A 15,566-nucleotide genomic window follows, 5' to 3' on the forward strand; every position below is an offset into this window, starting at 1 on the left:
GCCAAGGCGCTGCTCGTGCGAACCCGATCTTCGAATCGCAATGGCGGGAGAGGGAAATGGCGCTGAAGACGCGCGTCACCGAGATGCTCGGGATCGAGAAGCCGATCATCCAGGCGGCGATGGGCTGGATCGCACGGTCGCACCTGTCGTCGGCCGTGTCGAACGCCGGCGGGATGGGGATCATCGAGACATCGTCGGGTGAGCTCGACGCGGTGCGCGACGAGATCCTCAAGATGCGGCAGCTGACCGACAAGCCGTTCGGCGTGAACGTCGCCCAGGCGTTCGTGCGCGATCCGGGCATCATCCAGTTCGTGATCGATCAGGGCATCCGCTTCGTCACCACCTCCGCCGGTGACCCGATGAAATATACCGCCATGCTGAAGGCAGCGGGCCTCACCGTGTTCCACGTCGTGCCCAACCTGGCCGGGGCGCTCCGCGCGGTCGAGGCCGGCGTCGACGGCCTGATCGTCGAGGGCGGGGAGGGCGGCGGATTCAAGAACGCCAAGGACGTCTCCACCATGGTGCTGGTGCCGCAGGTGGTCGAGGCAGTCGACGTGCCGGTCGTCGCCGCGGGCGGGATCATGGATGGCCGCACCATGGCCGCGGCCTTCGCGCTCGGCGCCGAGGGCGTGCTGATGGGCACGCGCATCCTCTCCTCCGCCGAAAGCCCGGTGCACGAGAACTGGAAGACGGCGATCGTCGAGGCGGATTCGACCGACACCGTGTTCCTCAACCGCAGCGGCCCTGGCCCGGCGCTCCGCGCGCTGCGCACCGATCGGACGACCCGAATTGAGAAGGAAGGCACGCCCAACATCTTCGGCGAATTCGCCGATACGCAGGCGGTCTATTTCGGTGGGGACCTGGAGGCTGGCATTGCGCTCACCGGGCAAGTGGCGGGGCGCATCCGCGAGGTGAAGCCGGTCGCGCAGATCTTCGACGAGACGATGGCGGAATATGAAGCGACGGTCGCGCGCCTGCCGCGGTCCGCGTGAGGGGAGAGGAAGAATGAGCGAAGACGTAACCTACGAAGTCTCCGAAAGCGTCGCCACGCTGACGCTGAACCGCCCGGACCGGATGAACACCATCTCCGGCCCGATGCTGGACGAGCTTACCCGCCTGCTGGTGAAGGCGGGCGAGGATCGCGACGTGCGCGTGATCGTGCTGACCGGCACCGGCCGCGCCTTCTGCGCCGGGCTCGATCTCAACGCCGCCTCGAAGGGGGAGGGGATCGGATCTTCGTCGGCCACCTTCGGCGCGACAATCGACCTTCGCAACACGCCCCCCACCGTGCTCCACGCGCTCGACAAGCCGGTGATCGCGGCGCTCAACGGCTCGGCCGCCGGCTATGGCATGGATCTCGCGCTCGGCTGCGACATCCGCGTCATGGCCTCGGAGGCGAAGCTCGCCGCGGCGTTCGTGAAGCGCGGCGTTTTGCCCGAATCGGGTGGCACCTGGTTCCTGCCCCGCATGATCGGCTGGGCCAAGGCAGCGGAGATCGTCTTCACCGGCCGAACGCTGTCGGCGGAGGATTGCCTCAAGGAGCGGCTCGTCAACGAAGTGGTGCCGGCCGATCAGGTCGCCGCGCGCGCGCGTGAGCTCGCGCTGGAGATCGCGGCCAACGCCCCGATGGCGGTGCAGGGCGCCAAGCGGCTGATGCGCATGGGGATGGAAGAAACCTTCGATACCCATGTGCAGCACGTCTATCTGCAGCTGCTGCCGCTCTTCCAGAGCCAGGATTTCCGCGAAGGAATGGCAAGCTTCCTCGAAAAGCGTCCGGCGAAGTTCACCGGCAAGTGAATGCCCGGCCCCCTTCCTGAAACCCAGGAAGGGGGCGGGGATCAGCCGCGAAGTTGCTGATGATGCCTGATCACTTCATCGATGATGAAGCGCAGGAACTTTTCGCTGAATTCCGGATCCAGTTCGGCCTCTGCCGCGAGCGCCCGCAGCCGCGCGATCTGCTGCTCCTCCCGCCCGGGATCGGCCGGGGGCAAGCCGGACTCGGCCTTGTAGCGTCCCACCGCCTGAGTGACCTTGAACCGCTCAGCGAGAAGGCAGACCAGGGCGGCGTCGATATTGTCGATGCTTTTGCGATAACCCTTCAACACCTCGTCCGCCATTCACGCCCTCCCATTGCGGCCTTGCGCCTGCGTCCGTAGAGGCAGTTGTAGATGAGCGCTACCGTCCACCGCCTTGCCGGCCATCAGCCTTCGCTTGACCCGATGATTCAACTCGTCGCGGACGACATGAATCAGGTCAACGCTGCGATCGTCGGCCGCATGCAATCACAGATCCCCCTGATTCCGGAACTCGCCGGGCACCTGATCGCCAGCGGCGGCAAACGGATGCGACCGATGCTGACGCTCGCGAGCGCACGCCTGCTGCAATATGACGGCTCGCGCCATTACGGCCTGGCTGCCGCGGTTGAGTTCATTCACACCGCGACGCTGCTTCACGACGATGTGGTTGACGGGTCCGATCTCAGGCGTGGCAAGCGCACCGCCAACATCATCTGGGGCAATCCGGCGAGCGTCCTCGTCGGCGATTTCCTGTTCTCACGCTCGTTTGAACTGATGGTCGAGGCGGGCAGCCTCAGCGCGCTCAAGATCCTGTCGAATGCCTCTGCCGTGATTGCGGAAGGTGAGGTGAACCAGCTGACGGCCGCACGACGAGTCGATCTGGGCGAGGATCGCTACCTCGAGATCATTAACGCCAAGACGGCGGCTTTATTCGCAGCCGCTTGCCGGATTGCCGCGGTGGTGGCCGACCGCCCTGAGAGCGAGGAGGCTGCGCTGGATGCTTATGGCCGCAACCTCGGCATTGCGTTCCAGCTGGTCGACGATGCAATCGACTATACATCTGACGCGGGCACCATGGGCAAGGATGCGGGGGATGATTTCCGCGAGGGGAAGATGACCCTTCCTGTAATTCTCGCTTATGCCCGCGGTAACGAGGAGGAGCGGCAGTTCTGGAAGGATGCCGTTGAAGGGCGCCGGGATAGCGACGCTGACTTCGCGCGCGCGGTTGACCTTGTCCGGTCCAGCCGCGCCGTGGACGATACGATCGCTCGGGCGCGCCATTATGGGCAACGCGCGATCGATGCAGTCGCGCCCTTTGCCGACGGGCCTGCCAAGGACGCGATGATCGAAGCGGTCGAATTTGCTGTAGCGCGGGTTTACTGAGGTACTTAGAGCGCCGCTGATCCTGCATCAGGAAGGCGTGGCACCTCTGGTGTGACCGCCAGTCAGACCGCGTCGGCCGGCTCGAGCGTGCAGGTTCCGGTTCCGGTTTCCACCTGCAGCGTGGCGTGACCGATCCCGAAATCGTGCTGAAGCATGTGCTGCACATCGACGAGGAACCTGTCGCCGGGATGCCCCGCCGGCATCAGCAGGTGAGCGGTAAGCACAGGTTCGGTCGTCGACATTGGCCAGATGTGGAGATCGTGCACCTCGACCACGCCGGGAAGGCCGCCAAGCGCGGCGTGGACGCGATCATAGTCTATCGCCCGAGGCACGGCAGCCAGGCTCATCTCTACGGTCTCGCGCAACAAGGCCCACGTCTGCCAAAAAATCAGCGCGGCGATGACAAGGCTGACGATCGGGTCGATCCAGCCGAACCCGGTTAGCCAGATGCCAAGCCCGGCAAGCACCACTCCCGCAGAGACGGCCGCATCGGCGAGCATGTGAAGATAGGCGCCGCGAATGTTCACGTCGCCGGCCCGCCCGCGTGCAAAGAGCCAAGCGGTCACGCCGTTGATCAGAATGCCTACCGCCGCCACGGCGGAAATGGTGAGGCCCGGAACCGTGCTCGGCTCGGTGAAGCGCTGCACCGCTTCCAGCGTGATGGCGCCGAGCGCGACCAGCAGCAGCACGGCATTGGCCAGCGCTGCAAGGATGGTGGATCCCTTCAGGCCATAGGTGAAGCGCTTCGATGGCGGCGTGCGCGCCAGCGCTGCACCCGCCCAGGCGACTGCGAGCCCCAGAACATCGGAAAGGTTGTGTCCGGCGTCGGCGAGCAGCGCCACCGATCCGGTCCACAAGCCGGCACTTGCTTCCGCAATCACATAGGCGAGGTTGAGCGCTATCCCGATTGCGAACGCTCGATCCCAGCGGTCGGGCGGGGCGTGATGGTGGTGGTGGCCATGATCGTGGCCGTGGTCGTGATGGTGCCCCTGACCATGATGCGCGTGCGCCATGAAGGCCAGTTAACAGCAGGTGGGCTGCAACGCCACAATCCGCAGTGGTTCAATGATGAGACATGCCGCTTTAACCAGCTTCCCGCTACACGCGCCGTCATGCTCCGCGTTCTCACGCTTTCCACCCTCTTTCCCGATTCGACCCGGCCCAACTTTGGGATCTTCGTCGAACGGCAAACCCTGGGGCTAGCGGCGCAACCCGATGTGGAGGTGCGTGTCGTAGCCCCTTTTGGGATGCCGCCATGGCCGTTGACCTCCCTGGCGCACTATCGCGAACAAGCTGCCATTCCCCACCGCGAGCTGTGGAAGGGGCTGCCGGTAGAGCGGCCGCGCTTCACCGTTTATCCTGGGACGCAGGGGCGCTTTCATGCACGGTCGCTGACGCGCGCGCTCTTCCCCGTGCTTGATGACATGCGTCTCGCGTTCCCCTTCGACGTGATCGACGCGTCCTTCTTTTTCCCGGATGGACCAGCGGCCGTAGCGCTCGGGCGTCGTTTCGGCGTTCCCGTGTCGATCAAGGCGAGGGGGGCAGACATTCATTTCTGGGGTCGGCAGCGTGCAACGGCGGGGCAGGTCCGGGAGGCAGGCCGTGCAGCGGATGGCTTGCTGGCCGTCTCGACTTCGATGCAGTCCGACATGGCAGCCATCGGCCTCGCTGCCGAGCGGATTCGTGTGCATCACACCGGCGTCGATCTCGCCCGTTTTGCGCCGGTCGAGCGCGCAACCGCAAAAGGGCGGCTTGGCATCCAAGGGGCGCTGGTCGTTTCCGTTGGCGCTTTGATCGACCGAAAGGGGCATGAGATCGTTGTTGAGGCGATTGCCCGGCTCCCCGGTGTGTCGCTTCTTATCGCTGGCGAGGGGCCTTCGCGCTCGAGCATCGAGGCTGCCGTCGCGCGGAACGGTGTGGCAGATCGAGTGCGCTTGATGGGCGCCGTGCCCCATGGAGATCTGCCGGGCCTGATCGCGGCTGCCGACGTTATGGCACTCGCATCCGGTTCTGAAGGCTTGGCGAACGCCTGGGTGGAAGCTCTGGCTTGCGGTACCCCGATTGTGATCACGCCGGCCGGCGGTGCGGCCGAAGTCGTGACAGGCGACGCCGCCGGCCGCATCGTACCGCGCGACGCCGCTGCCTTTGCCGATGCGATCGCCGATCTGCTTAGAGATCCACCGGCACCGGAAGCGACGCGCCGTCACGCCTTGGCGTTCACTTGGGACGCCAACGCAGAGGCGCTGCGCGACCACCTGCAGGTGTTGGTCGCGAAGGGAAGCTGAGCGTCAGTTCAGGCTCGCGATCAGTTGATCCAGTTGCCGGCGGCCAAGTTCCTCCACGTCGCGAGCCGAGTGCTCGCAAGTGCCGATGCTGCGCTGCGCCCGATCGATCGTGCAGGTTGCAGGGGCGCGAACGAAGCACGCCTGCTCGGTGCAACGCGTGTTCGGTGTCGGCGCATGCGAGGGCTCTGGGGCGGCTGATGCCGGTACGGCCGAAGTAGCGAGCGCGACAGCGCCGATCAGAATAGCGATTCTCGTCATGTTTCCCCCCAAATTCGGTGCAGGGGGGCAGATCGCATTGGCTATGGCATACCGCCTCGCTCCCAAGGACGCGGTCGTCGCTTCGTTGATATGCGACCAAGCATGGCAGAGGCGCAGGCGCGCCTCGCCTTTGATTTGGAAGCCACGCGACGCCCCCCGACGCGCGCAGCCTCGCCCCCTACTTCAGGACGACGTCAGGCAACCTTTGCCGGTACTTCGTCGAGTTCACGCAGCACATAGCCGCGACCCCACACGGTCTCGATATAGTTCTCGCCATCGCACGCCATGCTGAGCTTCTTGCGCAGCTTGCAGATGAAGACGTCGATGATCTTGAGTTCCGGCTCGTCCATCCCACCATAAAGGTGGTTCAGGAACATTTCCTTCGTCAGCGTGGTGCCCTTGCGGAGCGAAAGAAGCTCCAGCATCGCATATTCCTTGCCGGTCAGGTGAACGCGTGCGCCGTCCACTTCCACCGTTTTGGCGTCAAGATTGACCGACAGTTTGCCGGTGCGGATCACTGACTGGGAATGGCCCTTGGAGCGGCGAACCACTGCCTGGATGCGGGCGATCAGTTCCTCACGGTGGAACGGCTTGGTCACATAATCGTCAGCACCAAAGCCGAACGACCGCACCTTGGATTCCATCTCGTTCACACCGGAAAGGATCAGCACCGGGGTGGAGACACGCGCAACGCGCAGTTTCTTCAACACCTCATAGCCGTGCATGTCCGGCAGGTTCAGGTCGAGAAGGATGATGTCGTAGTCGTAGAGCTTGCCGAGATCCAAGCCTTCTTCGCCAAGATCAGTCGAATAGACATTGAAGCCCTCGGCAGAGAGCATCAGTTCAATTGCCTTGGCGGTCGTCGGCTCATCCTCGATCAGCAGCACGCGCATCCGTCATCCTCCCGTTTGCGAGCATGCGCGGCACCCCGTCACGCCCCAACCGATCCATTAACCAAAACACATGTGAACGTAAAAGGTAAACAGAGACTTAATCCGTGGATCCGGGAAAGTCGCGCCGCGTGCCGCTCGAGTCGAACAAGGTCCGATGGCGGGCGTGCGGTATATCTTCGCCCAAGGTATCCCGAAGATACAGGCTGCGCACCAATGTGTAGATTACGACCAGGATAGCCGCCGAGAAGAACAGGCCGAACAGCCCGAACACCGCGCCAATCGCAAGAATGGCGAACAGAGTGACCGCCGGGGGGATGGCCACGACGCGGCTCGTGACAAAGGGCGTGATGAAGTTCGTTTGTACCACACGTACGACCGCGAATACTGCCACGGTGAGTAGCACGTGATGCAACGACTGGGTTGCGGCGAGCCCAAGCGCCGGCACCATCGCGGCGAGCGGGCCGACATAGGGGATGAACTCGCTCAAACCCGTCAAGAGCCCCAGCGCAGGGGAAGAGGGGACGCCCACCAGCCACAGGCCGAGTCCGACGAGCACACCCATGGTGGTCATCTGGATCAACTGCGCACGCAACCAGAGCCGGAGCGTGGAGGCTGTGTCGAGCAGAGCGTCTTCCATCACGGCTCGCTTGGATGGCGGCATTAGCAGCAGGAACCCGCGTTCATAGACCTTGGGATCCACTGCGAAGAAGATCGCGCCGACAAGGACCAGGAGCGCATTGAGGACGAACTGTCCCGCGCCTTCAGCAAGGCCTCCGATATCCTGCGCCACGCGGCTGCCGGCGAAGGCCGCCCGCACCGCATCCACTACCTTCGCGCCGACTGGAGAGGTGGAAAGCTGAGCGCCGAACTCGGACAATATGCCAGGCAGGCGGGTGACGAGTACGTTGACCTGAGTCCGAAACTCGACGCCGAACAGCCAGCCCAGGAAGATGATAAGGGCAAGAACCGTGACAATGCCCGCGCCTAGCGCCGCCTTGGGGGGCAGATGCAGGCGCTCTTCGTAGATCTCTGCGATGGCATGGATGACGATTGCACCCAGGATCGAACCGAAAGCCAGGATCAGCAGGTTGCCCGTGAAATACAGTGTCGCGGCTAGCGCAATAACGCCGAGTGTCAGGAACAATCGGCGGATATATCGGGCATCGTCTTCATCGGGGGAGAGCCGGTTCATCGATCGTGAACGTGGCAGCAGCCGGGACGTTGCAGCACCTAGGCGGCGCGGCCCGGGCGAACCTTCGGCTCGCTTGCCAGCCAGTCGGCCAGAGTCAGTTCACTGGTGGGCCGGGTATCGGCGCTCATCCCGTTCTCCATCATCTCGAGCGCCCAGCTTGCCCGCTCATCGTGCTGGGATGCAACGAGGTCGCGAGGCACCCACAGATCATATTCGCGCATATGAGCATCAGCTGCCGTGAACAGCACGCAGATGTCTGCGGCGACTCCGATCAACACCAATCGGGAGACGCCGAGCCGCGGTAGCAATGCCGGCAATGTCGTGGCGTAAAATCCGGAAGACTCCGGTTTGATGACAAAATAATCGTCCCCGCCAGGCTTTAGCTGCTCAATCAGCTCTCCTCCGGCGCCTTCACTCACGAACGCAACGAGCTCGCTCGGCTCATCATGCCAGCGGCCGTAATTGTCGTTGACGAAGATGACCGGCACATCGGCGTGTTTGGCCTGCTGACGCAGCGACCTGATCGCATCGATCATGGCGGCCACTGCCTCTTTCAGCTTTTCTCCACCGGTGAAATCAAAGGTATTGAGCAGATCGATAACGAGGATCGCAGCTTTGCCGTTCATGCCAGACACCTAATTGTCGATGAGCGAACAACGATCCGGATCGGCTTTGGCCGCATGGTGCGAGTGCAACGTGCTGTTTTCGTTGAAGTTCGGAAGTAGATAAGCAAACGCCCGGATCGTTTCCGACCCGGGCGCCTGCGTGACGATTGCTCGTCAGCCCCCTTGTGCCTCCGCCCGCGCGCCTCATTTATGAGGCGGGGCTGGAAGCTTTTCCCCGAACCACGGCCTTTTGCCTGTGTGCCAGTGCGATCATTGCTAGGTGGTCAAAACTGGGCCGTCCACGAAAATGAACCGCAGCTAAACCGATTGCTCCCGCTATGTGATCATTTCGCAACAGCGCCGTTGCCAGCTTGCGAAGCCGTCGATAGACGCGGGCCATGATCCTGTCGCGCTACGAACGAATGATCGCGCGGCGCTATCTGCTTCCTGGGCGCGGCGAGCGCTTCATCGTTCTTGTTGCTGGTTTCAGCCTGGGCGCGGTGATGCTGGGGGTGGCGGCGCTCGTGATCGTGATGAGCGTCATGAACGGCTTTCGTGCCGAGCTTTTCGACAAAATCGTCGGGTTGAACGGCCATGCCGTGGTGCAGGGGATCGGCGGCCGCCTCACCGACTGGCGCGATGTCGTTCGCGAGGCGGAGGCGACCCCTGGGGTGACCAGCGCGGTGCCGCTGGTCGAACAGCCGTTGATGTCCACCTACAACGGTCGGGTCGAGGCCGTGCTGGTTCGCGGCATGCGCTTGGAGGATCTGCGCTCCAACCAGACGATCGGCAACAAGGTCATCACCGGCACGATCAGTTCGCTGACGCCTGGTTCGAACCGTGTGGCACTGGGCTCGCGGCTTGCCGAATCGCTCGGCGCGACGGTCGGATCGGAGATCACGCTGATCAATCCGGCTGGCCAGACGACGCCGTTCGGCACGGTGCCGCGCTACGTCAACTATACCGTTGCCGCCGTGTTCGAGATCGGCGTCTACGATTTCGACAAGGCTTATGTGATCATGCCGATGGAGGATGCGCAAACGCTCCTGCTGCTCGGTGATGCAGTCGGCATGATCGAGCTGGAAACGGTCGACGCTGACAAGGTCGGCCAGATCCTCGCGCCCCTTGCTGAAAAGGTGAGCCGGTTCGCGGTGGTCAGCGACTGGCGCCAGATGAACGCCCAGCTCTTCGAGGCGCTGGCAGTCGAGCGGGTGGCAATGTTCGTTGTCCTGTGCATCATCATCCTGGTCGCGGCCTTCAACATCGCTTCCTCACTCATCATGCTGGTGCGGGCGAAGACGCGCGACATCGCGATCCTTCGCACCATGGGCGCGACACGCGGCGCGATGATGCGGATCTTCATGACGGTGGGCGTCACGATCGGGGCGCTTGGGATCATTGCGGGGCTGATTCTCGGTGCCCTCTTCCTGTTCTATCGTCAGGCAGTGGTGAATTTCGTCCAGTTCGTCACCGGGCAGGAGCTATGGGATCCATCGATCCGCTATCTCACGGAGCTTCCCTCCAAGCCCGACCCCGTGGAGATCGTCGCAATCGTGCTCATCACCGCGCTCATGACGCTGCTGGCAACCGTCTACCCGGCGTACAAGGCCGCGAGCACGGATCCTGTTCAGGTGCTGCGTTATGAATAAGGCGATCGCAATCCTGTGGTCGGGTCGCGAGGTGTTGTCGTGACGCCCGTTCTGGAAACACACGGACTGTCGCGCAGCTTCACGCAGGGCGAGGAGACCATCGACGTCTTGCGCGGCGTTGAACTGTCCGTCGCACCGGGTGAGATCGTGGCGTTGCTCGGCCCGTCCGGCTCGGGCAAATCGACGCTCCTTCAGGCTGTCGGGCTGCTGGAAGGCGGCTTCGAAGGATCGATCCGCATTTCTGGCGAGGAAGCGGCAAGGCTTGATGCGCATGGCCGCACCGTCGTTCGGCGGGATCATCTAGGGTTCGTATACCAGTTCCACCATCTGCTGCCCGACTTCAACGCCATCGAGAATGTGGTCCTGCCGCAGCTCATCCATGGCGCGGAGCGCGACGCGGCCGATGCACGTGCGCGGACGCTGCTGCAGGCGCTGGGGCTAGGGCACCGGCTGACCCACCGTCCCAGCCAATTGTCCGGTGGCGAGCAACAGCGCGTCGCAGTCGCCCGAGCACTCGCGAACCGCCCCGCTCTGGTCCTCGCCGACGAGCCGACAGGCAATCTGGATGAAAGCACGGCGGATCGTGTGCTGGCCGAATTTCTCCGATTAGTACGCGAGGAAGGCTCGGCCGCGCTGATCGCGACGCATAACGAGCGATTGGCGGCCAAGATGGACCGGGTCGTGCGCCTCCACGACGGGGTGCTGACGTAAAGGCGAGGGCGTGTTCCAGCGCGTGGCGCGCGCGTTATTGCCTTGCGCGCAATGGAATATAGGGCAACACCTCTCCAGTGAAGAATGGGAGAGGGTTCATGACCGCGATCACCGACTTTCAAGTGAAGACCGCCGACGGTGGGCGAGCCTCCCTAGAGGAATATCGGGGCAAAGTGCTGCTGATCGTAAACACCGCCTCCAAATGCGGGTTCACGCCGCAATACGAGGGGCTGGAAGCGCTTCACCGCGAGTATGGCGACCGTGGCTTTGAGGTGCTCGCTTTCCCCTGCAACCAGTTCGGCGCGCAGGAGCCGGGCGACGCAGCCGAGATCGCAAACTTCTGTTCGCTCACCTATGATGTGACGTTCCCGGTGTTCGCGAAGATCGACGTGAACGGCGCGCAGGCCGATCCCTTGTTCGAACGACTGAAGAGCGACGCTCCGGGTGTACTGGGCTCAAAAGCTATCAAGTGGAATTTCACGAAATTCTTGGTCAACCGCTACGGCGAAGTGGTCGATCGCTATGCGCCAACCACCAAGCCGGACGATATCCGCAAGGACATTGAGAAGCTGCTCTGAAGAATTCTGGGGAGCCGTCTAAGCCGGAAAGGTAAAGGGCGAGGCGCCTGAGCGATGATCCATGCCGGCCAAGATTGCGGCGACGCCCCCGAACAGGAAGCTCACACCCAGGATGAAACCCGGGAGCGTCAGCGCCGAGAACGGGACGGTGCCGATGATGAGCAGCGCCAGCAGAATGTTGATCAGCCCGAGCAGCACCATCAGCCAACGGCGTCTCCGCATCCGAAATCCAAGCATGATCTCCAGCCCGCCTCGCAACAGCAACCATGAGGCGACCACGATCGTCAGCGAAATCGCGCCGGTAAGCGGGCGCGCGATCATGACCACCCCGGCCACGATCGAAAGAGCGCCGAGCAGAAGCGAATAGCCGCGGCTTTCCGCCCCGGTCCCACGAAGGCCGGCAACGAGCGAGAAGACGCCGGTGACCACAAAGGCGATGCCGATGACGAAGGTGGCGGCGATTGTCGCCGGGAATGGCCAGAGCAGGGCCGCCAGCCCGAACAGCGCGGAGCTCACGCCATAGGCGATGATCCAACCCCATCCCGCGCCGGTGCTCGGCGCTTCGTCACGGCCCGTGTCGGTCATCGCGCAGCCTCCCGTCAATCTGCCGCGAAACGGATCGGACATGGCGCAGTTCCGCTGGTCGAATCACGCCCCGGAAGGTAGGCGAAAAAGATGCCGCATTCCGGGTTCGTACCGCTTCGTATCTTCTCCTCGTACACGATGCTCGACGGGGCGATCGACCCGAAGGCGATTGCGAAGCAAGCTGCGAAGCTCGGGTTTCCGGCCGCCGCGCTGACGGACCGCAACGGCCTTTATGCGGCCATGGCTTTTTCGGACGCGGCCTTTGGCGAAGGCGTGCAGCCGATCATCGGCACCATGCTCGGTATCGCGCGGCCGGACCTGCCGGAAGGGGTCGCGCCGGTCGTGGACTGGCTCGCGCTCTATGCCCAGGATGAGCGGGGCTATGACAATCTTTGCGGGTTGGTCAGCGCCGCTCACCTCGACCGGCCGATCGACCTGCCGCCACACGTCTGCTTTGACGCGCTGATCGGAAAAACGGACGGTGTCATTGCGCTGACGGCAGGCGGCGAGGGCGCACTGGCGCGGCTTTTTGCGGAGGATCAGCCTGCCAGGGCGAGCGCTTATGCCGACCGGCTCGCCGCTCTGTTTCCGGGCCGGGTATATGTGGAGTTGGTCCGGCGCGGGGACGACATTGAGGAGCGCGCAGAACAGGCGCTGGTCGATCTCGCCTACGACCGCGATCTGCCGCTTGTCGCCACCAATCCTTGTTGTTTCGCCGAACAGACGTTCGCCAAGGCGCATGATGCCATGCTTTGCATCGCGAATTCGACCTACGTCGAAAGCGACGATCGCCCGCGCAGTTCGCCAGACGCCTGGATGAAGCCGGCAGATGCGATGCGCCGCTTGTTTGAAGATCTGCCAGAAGCGATCGCGAACACCATGGTGGTGGCCCAGCGCTGCGCCGTCGCTGCACCCAAGCGCAAGCCAATCCTGCCCAGCCTCGCCGGCGATCGCGAGGGCGAGGCCGCAATGCTGCGTGAGCGCTCACACGAAGGTCTGACGGCACGACTGCAGCGCATACAGGAACTCGCGACCGAGCCGCTGCCGGACGGTTGGCAGGAGGAATATCGCAAGCGGCTGGACTTCGAACTGGATGTGATCATCCAGATGGGCTTCCCCGGTTATTTCCTGATCGTCGCCGATTTCATTCAATGGGCAAAGTCCCACGATATCCCCGTTGGCCCCGGTCGTGGTTCGGGCGCGGGCTCGGCGGTGGCTTGGGCGCTGACCATCACCGATCTCGACCCGCTGCAACTCGGCTTGCTGTTCGAGCGCTTCCTCAATCCAGAACGCGTGTCGATGCCGGACTTCGACATCGACTTCTGCGAAACGCGGCGCGGCGAAGTGATCCGCTACGTGCAGGAAAAATACGGGCGCGATCAGGTGGCGCAGATCATCACCTTCGGTAAGCTGAAGGCGCGCGCCGTGTTGAAGGACACCGGGCGCGTGCTTCAGATGAGCTATGGGCAGGTTGATCGTCTGGCCAAGCTGGTGCCCAATCATCCCACTGATCCTTGGACGCTGAAGCGCGCGATCGACGGCGTTGCTGAGCTCCATCGCGAATACGCGAACGACAATCAGGTTCGTCACCTGCTGGATCTCGCGATGCAGCTGGAGGGCCTGCCGCGCCATTCCTCCACGCACGCGGCCGGCGTGGTCATTGGCGATCGGCCGCTCGCCCAGCTTGTGCCGCTCTATCGCGACCCGCGATCGGACATGCCTGTCACCCAATTCGACATGAAATATGTCGAGGGCGCCGGGCTGGTGAAGTTCGACTTTCTTGGCCTGAAGACGCTATCCGTTCTGAAACGTGGCCTGCAACTGCTGGAAAAGCGGGGCATTCATGTCGACTTGGATGCCCTGACCTGGGACGACGAGGCAGTCTATTCCCTTCTGCAGAAGGGCGACACCGTGGGCGTGTTCCAGCTCGAATCTGAAGGCATGCGCCGTACGCTGTCGGCCGTACGACCCACTAATTTCGGCGACATCATCGCGCTCGTCTCGCTCTATCGGCCCGGTCCGATGGACAACATTCCATCGTTCGGACGCCGAAAGCAGGGCACCGAGCCGATCGATTATCCGCACCCTTTGCTTGAGCCGATCCTCGCCGAAACGTACGGCATCTTCGTCTATCAGGAACAGGTGATGCAGGCGGCGCAGGTGCTTGCCGGCTATTCCCTGGGCGGCGCCGACCTGCTTCGCCGCGCGATGGGCAAGAAGATCAAGGCGGAGATGGACGCGCAGCGCGCCACCTTCGTCGCCGGCTGTGCGGAGCATAATCAGATCCCGGCCGACCGGGCGAATGCGCTGTTCGACTTGATCGACAAGTTCGCCGGCTACGGCTTCAACAAGAGCCACGCGGCCGCTTACGCTCTGCTCGCCTACCAAACGGCTTGGCTCAAAGCGCATTACCCCCACGAATTCTTCGCCGCGTCGATGGCCTACGACATCCATCAGACGGATAAGCTGGCGATCTTCTGTGATGACATGCGGCGGCTCGGCGTTCGATGCCTCGCGCCCGACATCAATCGCAGCCAGGCCGATTTTGACGTCGAGGTGGACGAAGAAGGTCCTGCCGTCCGCTATGCGCTCGCTGCGCTCAAGTCAGTCGGCGAGGGCGCGATGGAAAAGCTGGTGGCGGAGCGGGACGCGAGCGGCCCCTTCGCTAGGCTCGACGATTTCGCCCGGCGGGTGGATCCGCGCCTGATCAACAAGCGGCAGCTGGAAACGCTGGCCGCGGGCGGCGCCTTCGATCCGATCGAGCCGAACCGAGCGGGCGTCTATGGTGTCGCAGAGACGATCCTCGCGGTTGCCGCGCGAACCCATGAGCAGCGGACGAGCGGACAGGGCGGATTGTTCGGCGATGCGGAACCTGCCGGCGACGCAATCAAGCTTTCGGCGGCGGCTCGCTGGAGCATGGCGGAGAGAATGGAGCAGGAAAAGGAAGCGTTCGGCTTCTACTTCTCCTCTCATCCGGTGGATCGCCACGCTCATTTGGCAAAGGCGAACGGGGCACGGCTTTATACCGCACTCGCCGAACTCGCGATCCCTGACGATGGTACGCGCGCGGGAGCCACCATGGCGGTGCTGGTGGAGGAGGCGCGCTGGCGTACCTCGGCGCGCGGCAAGCGCTATCTCATGGCCACGCTGAGCGATCAGAGCGGGCAGTTCATGGCGACCTGTTTCGATGATGCCGTCGCTGCCGATCTCGAGGAAGCGGCGCGCGCCGGGGGCTGCGGCCTTGCCACGGTGGAGCTTGATCGTCGCCCCGGCGAGGAAACGCCCCGCGTCACAGTGAAGCGGATTCAGCCGTTCGAGACGCTGGCCTCTCTGGCCCGCTTCGTGATCGAGGTCGTGGTTGCGGAAACAACCGCCCTGACGGCGCTCGCGGCGTTGCTCGAGCATCAGCGTGGCGCACGAGGCGAGGTGATCGTGCGGGCACCGCTCGACGGCGGCGAGGCCAAGATTCTCCTTGGACGCGACTTCCTGCTGGACCTGGAACTGGTTCAGCGCATTGAGGATCTTCCCGGCGTGCAGCAGGTCACCCTGCGCCAGTCGGAAACGCGGCTAGCGCTGGTTGGGTAAGAGCATGATGATCACAGCCTTGCTACTTCTTGCGGCTGCCGGCGCC

General features: G+C 63.4%; 15 protein-coding genes. 8 read left to right on the forward strand and 7 right to left on the reverse strand.

Annotation, left to right across the window (positions count from 1 at the left end; translation table 11 throughout):
• The first annotated feature begins 26 nt into the window (after positions 1-26).
• Together LQ954_RS04575 and LQ954_RS04580 are read left to right on the forward strand one after the other, a co-directional pair.
• A complete protein-coding gene (locus LQ954_RS04575) occupies positions 27-992 on the forward strand; it encodes an NAD(P)H-dependent flavin oxidoreductase (protein ID WP_330999954.1) in 966 nt (321 codons plus the stop codon).
• Positions 993-1,005: 13 nt separating this feature from the next.
• The gene (locus LQ954_RS04580; protein WP_231022162.1) at positions 1,006-1,797 is read left to right on the forward strand and encodes an enoyl-CoA hydratase/isomerase family protein; all 792 of its coding nucleotides are present in this window, start codon (positions 1,006-1,008) and stop codon (positions 1,795-1,797) included.
• A gap of 41 nt (positions 1,798-1,838) precedes the next feature.
• On the opposite strand, the gene LQ954_RS04585 is transcribed toward LQ954_RS04580, so the two are convergent.
• Positions 1,839-2,117 (reverse strand): chorismate mutase, encoded by a 279-nt coding sequence (locus LQ954_RS04585; RefSeq protein WP_227770634.1) that lies wholly within the window; start codon positions 2,115-2,117, stop codon positions 1,839-1,841.
• Positions 2,118-2,168: 51 nt separating this feature from the next.
• Here LQ954_RS04585 and LQ954_RS04590 point away from each other — a divergent pair, with 51 nt between their 5' ends.
• Entirely contained in the window at positions 2,169-3,179 is a 1,011-nt protein-coding gene (locus LQ954_RS04590) for a polyprenyl synthetase family protein (RefSeq protein WP_227770633.1), read from the forward strand.
• Positions 3,180-3,241: 62 nt separating this feature from the next.
• Here the strand turns inward: LQ954_RS04590 and LQ954_RS04595 are convergent, their stop codons facing one another.
• The gene (locus LQ954_RS04595; protein ID WP_227770632.1) at positions 3,242-4,192 is read right to left on the reverse strand and encodes a cation diffusion facilitator family transporter; all 951 of its coding nucleotides are present in this window, start codon (positions 4,190-4,192) and stop codon (positions 3,242-3,244) included.
• Positions 4,193-4,291: 99 nt separating this feature from the next.
• Here LQ954_RS04595 and LQ954_RS04600 point away from each other — a divergent pair, with 99 nt between their 5' ends.
• Positions 4,292-5,464: a glycosyltransferase gene (locus tag LQ954_RS04600; RefSeq protein WP_231022163.1), complete on the forward strand. Its 1,173-nt coding sequence runs from the start codon at positions 4,292-4,294 to the stop codon at positions 5,462-5,464.
• A gap of 3 nt (positions 5,465-5,467) precedes the next feature.
• Here the strand turns inward: LQ954_RS04600 and LQ954_RS04605 are convergent, their stop codons facing one another.
• The 4 genes from LQ954_RS04605 to LQ954_RS04620 all read right to left on the reverse strand — a co-directional run bounded on the left by LQ954_RS04605 (position 5,468) and on the right by LQ954_RS04620 (position 8,433).
• Complete coding sequence (locus tag LQ954_RS04605; RefSeq protein WP_231022164.1) at positions 5,468-5,722, reverse strand: hypothetical protein; 255 nt, start codon at positions 5,720-5,722, stop codon at positions 5,468-5,470.
• Positions 5,723-5,916: 194 nt separating this feature from the next.
• Positions 5,917-6,615: a response regulator transcription factor CtrA gene (gene ctrA, locus LQ954_RS04610; RefSeq protein WP_227770630.1), complete on the reverse strand. Its 699-nt coding sequence runs from the start codon at positions 6,613-6,615 to the stop codon at positions 5,917-5,919.
• Positions 6,616-6,712: 97 nt separating this feature from the next.
• Positions 6,713-7,807 (reverse strand): AI-2E family transporter, encoded by a 1,095-nt coding sequence (locus LQ954_RS04615; RefSeq protein ID WP_227770629.1) that lies wholly within the window; start codon positions 7,805-7,807, stop codon positions 6,713-6,715.
• 38 nt (positions 7,808-7,845) lie between these two features.
• Complete coding sequence (locus LQ954_RS04620; protein WP_231022165.1) at positions 7,846-8,433, reverse strand: isochorismatase family cysteine hydrolase; 588 nt, start codon at positions 8,431-8,433, stop codon at positions 7,846-7,848.
• A gap of 377 nt (positions 8,434-8,810) precedes the next feature.
• On the opposite strand from LQ954_RS04620, the gene LQ954_RS04625 reads away from it, so the two are divergent.
• The 3 genes from LQ954_RS04625 to LQ954_RS04635 all read left to right on the forward strand — a co-directional run bounded on the left by LQ954_RS04625 (position 8,811) and on the right by LQ954_RS04635 (position 11,350).
• Positions 8,811-10,061: a lipoprotein-releasing ABC transporter permease subunit gene (locus LQ954_RS04625; protein WP_231022166.1), complete on the forward strand. Its 1,251-nt coding sequence runs from the start codon at positions 8,811-8,813 to the stop codon at positions 10,059-10,061.
• A 39-nt stretch (positions 10,062-10,100) separates the two neighbouring features.
• Positions 10,101-10,772 carry an ABC transporter ATP-binding protein gene (locus LQ954_RS04630; protein WP_227770626.1) on the forward strand — a complete coding sequence of 224 codons (672 nt, stop codon included), beginning with the start codon at positions 10,101-10,103 and terminating at the stop codon, positions 10,770-10,772.
• Positions 10,773-10,870: 98 nt separating this feature from the next.
• Positions 10,871-11,350, forward strand: a complete 480-nt coding sequence (locus LQ954_RS04635) for a glutathione peroxidase (protein WP_231022167.1) — start codon at positions 10,871-10,873, stop codon at positions 11,348-11,350.
• A gap of 18 nt (positions 11,351-11,368) precedes the next feature.
• On the opposite strand, the gene LQ954_RS04640 is transcribed toward LQ954_RS04635, so the two are convergent.
• A complete protein-coding gene (locus LQ954_RS04640) occupies positions 11,369-11,935 on the reverse strand; it encodes an HdeD family acid-resistance protein (protein ID WP_227770624.1) in 567 nt (188 codons plus the stop codon).
• Between the two features lie 90 nt (positions 11,936-12,025).
• On the opposite strand from LQ954_RS04640, the gene dnaE reads away from it, so the two are divergent.
• Positions 12,026-15,520: a DNA polymerase III subunit alpha gene (gene dnaE / locus LQ954_RS04645; protein ID WP_231022168.1), complete on the forward strand. Its 3,495-nt coding sequence runs from the start codon at positions 12,026-12,028 to the stop codon at positions 15,518-15,520.
• Positions 15,521-15,566: the final 46 nt, after the last annotated feature.

This window comes from Sphingomonas sp. IC-11 (assembly GCF_021043365.1).
GTDB lineage: Bacteria > Pseudomonadota > Alphaproteobacteria > Sphingomonadales > Sphingomonadaceae > Sphingomonas.